Origin of the sequence: Bartonella sp. AU18XJBT, assembly GCF_028618595.1 — a bacterium.
Classification (GTDB): Bacteria; Pseudomonadota; Alphaproteobacteria; order Rhizobiales; family Rhizobiaceae; genus Bartonella.
This window is the reverse complement of the sequence record NZ_JAQITE010000118.1, coordinates 1-1,941: the sequence shown is the minus strand read 5'-3', so window position 1 is coordinate 1,941 and position 1,941 is coordinate 1. Positions and strand designations below refer to the sequence as shown.

4 protein-coding genes are annotated in these 1,941 nt (G+C 36.3%); all 4 read right to left on the bottom strand.

What is annotated here, in order from left to right:
* Nucleotides 1-139, bottom strand: a 139-nt coding sequence (locus PVV60_RS10365) for a Rha family transcriptional regulator (RefSeq protein WP_273724658.1), incomplete at its 3' end; no start/stop codon positions are given.
* A 14-nt stretch (nucleotides 140-153) separates the two neighbouring features.
* The gene (locus tag PVV60_RS10360; RefSeq protein ID WP_273724657.1) at nucleotides 154-510 is read right to left on the bottom strand and encodes an antA/AntB antirepressor family protein; all 357 of its coding nucleotides are present in this window, start codon (nucleotides 508-510) and stop codon (nucleotides 154-156) included.
* A gap of 66 nt (nucleotides 511-576) precedes the next feature.
* Nucleotides 577-951, bottom strand: coding sequence for a hypothetical protein (locus PVV60_RS10355; RefSeq protein WP_273724656.1), 375 nt, complete (start codon nucleotides 949-951; stop codon nucleotides 577-579).
* A gap of 163 nt (nucleotides 952-1,114) precedes the next feature.
* Nucleotides 1,115-1,765, bottom strand: coding sequence for a S24 family peptidase (locus PVV60_RS10350; RefSeq protein WP_273724655.1), 651 nt, complete (start codon nucleotides 1,763-1,765; stop codon nucleotides 1,115-1,117).
* Nucleotides 1,766-1,941 lie beyond the last annotated feature (176 nt).

The following is a 1,941-nucleotide window of genomic DNA, read 5'->3' as shown; positions in this document are numbered from 1 at the left end:
ATTCTCCTAACATTTGTCGAATATCACGCATAATATGCGCATGTTGCTTACCGCATAACTCTGCAATTTCACGACTAGACATGGTTGGAACAGTTTGGTTATTAAAATTGTTTTCAGATGTTATAATAAGGCTTTTCATCATCACCCCCTTAATTAAGAAAAATATAAGTTTTGGTATAATATTCTGCCATAGTTTCTATGACGTTCTGCTTTAGCGATTTTCCTTGCTGCGTGAATTTTGAAGTAATGATTATCAGTTTTATCTGTTTCTATTTCAGATTTTGGACAAATCTTCTGTCTGTTCCATTCTTGTTTTGTAAAAACAAAATCCACGCCTTCTTTTAGATCAAACTTTTCAACACAATCGTTAAACCAAGTGGAAAAATCTTGTTTCAAATGTAAGTGCCTATGCATTACATGGGCTTTGACCATTTTGGCATAACCAATTTTGTTGTCTACCTCGTTTTCAGGTATGAGATATCCTTCACTATCATTATCATGTGTGGTCATAAGTTTACTCTAATCAATTATTGATGGGAAAAGGGGAGGCGCTTTTAAAAGCGCCCTTAAGAATTTTTAAAGCACATCACATGGGCGCAAACGGTGTTGTTGTTCGTAAGTACCATACATCTCATCATTATATTTTTCGTCTGCTAAATCAGATAAAAGGTCATGGTAAGCAACACTCTCGCGTACAAAGTCATGAACTTTACTCTCCTCATGGAGATGTTCGATATTTTCTTTTACATATGCGTCTGCAATTTCTTCAGAGATATCTTCACAATTATTCTCAGAAGGATTGATGCGAAAGATTTGGATTGCATCATCTGCCTCGTCAATAATTTTTAGAACTTGGCTTTCATCAAGTGGTCCAGACCGACCAATGTTTTGATCATCATTATAGACAACTAATAAAATTTCATCAGAATTTATAAGAATTGGCTTATCCATAATTTCTCCTCCCTAACGCCTCTTGGCAATTGTTTGTGCGTGGTTTATGGATACCAATGTAGCGATTTTAAAAACAAAGTCAACAAAAAAATGTAGCGATTTTGAAAATTTTTAAAAATAATAAACTAAAGGCTTGCTTGAAGAGAAGTATAAAAATATTAATTCATATTCTAGCTGGCTTAATCCAGTCGATAGGTGCACACCATTCTAATTCTACATCTACGATATCGGCATATTTTCCATTTATACTGGATAAAACCCATTTCCCTTTTTCTTTTCCGAGACGTAAGACTTTGATGTAAACTTTTCCACATTTAGTTTTTATGATGGCGCGGTTGTTAATAAGATCCTCTGGTGGCAAATGATAGGAATAAAAAAGAAGGCTTCCTTCTTCAATGGCTGGAAACATAGAATCACCTACCACGCGAACAGCAACAGTTCCTTTAGGAGCAGATGGCGGGGCTTCTACTTCTTCTAGACAACCAGAATCTATTGCGATTATTTCTCCTCCGGCTCCTACAGACCCAATCAAAGGAACTAAGTGATTAGTGGGAATAGAAGCACCTGTAAGCTTTGATATTTCTAATAATTCTCGTGCAGAAATATCTCTTGTTCCTTTTAGCATTTTATTGACGGCGGCACGATCTATCGAGCGACCTAAAGAAGCGGTTAGCTGTCTTGAAAGCTCTGATTGGCTTAACCCAGCTTCAGATAAGGCATCTTGCAACCATTGTGAGATACTTATTGTCATATCTTTATTGTAGGTACGTTGTATACAATCGTCATTTTCTAATTTAGCAACATGTGGTTTCATTATTAATTTTCCTTCTTGACATTGTTTTTATAATCGCTACATAATGTGCTATGAAACAATTTTCGGAAATAATAAATCTATTAGGTGGGGTTCGTAGGGTATCTCAGTTGCTTGGGGTTCATAGAACACGCGTGTACGTCTGGCTCCGTCCTGTATCAAAAGGTGGAACTGGTGGG

Excerpts from the sequence above, each read along its gene's own strand:
- PVV60_RS10360 (WP_273724657.1), bottom strand. The coding sequence starts at position 510 with ATGACCACACATGATAATGATAGTGAAGGATATCTCATACCTGAAAAC.
- PVV60_RS10355 (WP_273724656.1), bottom strand. The coding sequence starts at position 951 with ATGGATAAGCCAATTCTTATAAATTCTGATGAAATTTTATTAGTTGTC.
- PVV60_RS10350 (WP_273724655.1), bottom strand. The coding sequence starts at position 1,765 with ATGAAACCACATGTTGCTAAATTAGAAAATGACGATTGTATACAACGT.